1 protein-coding gene is annotated in these 1,424 nt (G+C 56.7%); it reads right to left on the bottom strand.

The features are described 5' to 3' along the window. Window positions 1-10: 10 nt before the first annotated feature. Window positions 11-1,342: an IS4 family transposase gene (locus IFT99_RS26005; RefSeq protein WP_192136173.1), complete on the bottom strand. Its 1,332-nt coding sequence runs from the start codon at window positions 1,340-1,342 to the stop codon at window positions 11-13. Between the last annotated feature and the right edge of the window lie 82 nt (window positions 1,343-1,424).

Below are 1,424 nucleotides of genomic sequence, written 5' to 3' on the forward strand. Positions count from 1 at the left end.
GTAATGCTGTTCACTTAAGCGGAGCAGCCTTGCGGTCTACCGGAAACCGGGTTTTTGAAATTTTCACCGTCCTTGGCCTCGAAGGCCTCGGGCGGTGATCCAGAAACATTCCCCCAACACCCGCTCGTAGCTCCGCCAATCGCCTTCCCGTCGCTGAAATCGGGTTGGCCGCCGCCATCACGATCAACTGAACAGCGATGTACTGACAAGCGGGCTTGAACCGAATGTCCGATGGCGCTCGGCCAAAAGCCACAGCCGCCTGGCTCGCCTCCCGTCGAATCATGTTGTAAGCCAACAGCAAGCCCCAGACTTCCTGATAAACCAAGTCGATCTTCTTGCTGCGCAAGGTCATTGCGTTCTGCTGCATCGAGCTTTTGATATCTCTGAAACCCAGCTCGATTTCCCAACGCTCCTGATAAAGCTTGGCGACGGCGTTGGCACTGTACGTGGCTGCCGGCAGCGATGTCATGATCGTTTTCAGCTTGCCCTGAACCTCGTAACTGACCTCTCGAACTTCCCAATGCGTCGGCAAGTCCGGGTTTCGCTTTCTTGCCTGCGGCGACACTTTCATCCTTACCAAACGGTCGTTTTTGCCATAGCGAACCACTTCTTCGCTGACCAGATTCTTGCGTGCCGGGGTCAGCCAGTGGCGACTAATCCCCTGACCACTCAGGCGAAGCATCAGATCGGCACTCCAGAAACCCTTGTCGAACAGGGTGACCGACTGGTTGGGTATCTGCTCTAGAAACTCATCAGCCAAACGCATTTCGCTACGTCGATAGGGGCTCAGTTGCGCATCCAGGATCACATGCGAACGTACATTCATCAGCGCTACCAGACGTAGCATTGGAAAAGGGGTCTGGCGTTCGGTCGGTGTATTTCCAGAGCCGAAATGATCGCGCAGCTCGGGCGTATCCGGGGTGCGCAGCAGCGCTCCGTCCACGGCAAAGACCTGCAACCCTTGCCACGAATCATCGCGGTAACGCTCCCCGCCCCATTGGTTGCCTGTCTTGCGAAACAGCCATTCGACGGGATCCGAGCCGAGGCGTTTGCGGGCTTCGGTCACGCCGCTACGGGCGAGTAGGTGGTCTGTCGCCAAGCCTTGAGCGCAGATATTGAGTCGCCTGGCGACCTCGTGCACAGGCTCGTCGCGGAACAGCGCCATGCCCAGTACTAACCAGAGCACTTGGTCTGCGGGCAGGCGGCGACGCCTGATAGTGGCCTGGCTGGAGAGGTCCAAGGCCGACGCCACCCATTCAATGGGGATATTTTGAGTGAACGTACTGAGGTCTGAAAAGTTGAAGAGGTCGCCGAGGTCGAGCAGGCGCTGCTGAACAGACATAAAAAATCCGATGCCAGGTATCTGGCATCGGATTTTCTAAGAACCCCGGCTGTGGTTCAAATGCTTAAGTGAACAGCATTAC

Origin of the sequence: Pseudomonas sp. CFBP 8772, from assembly GCF_014841665.1 — a bacterium.
Taxonomy (GTDB): Bacteria; Pseudomonadota; Gammaproteobacteria; order Pseudomonadales; family Pseudomonadaceae; genus Aquipseudomonas; species Aquipseudomonas graminis_B.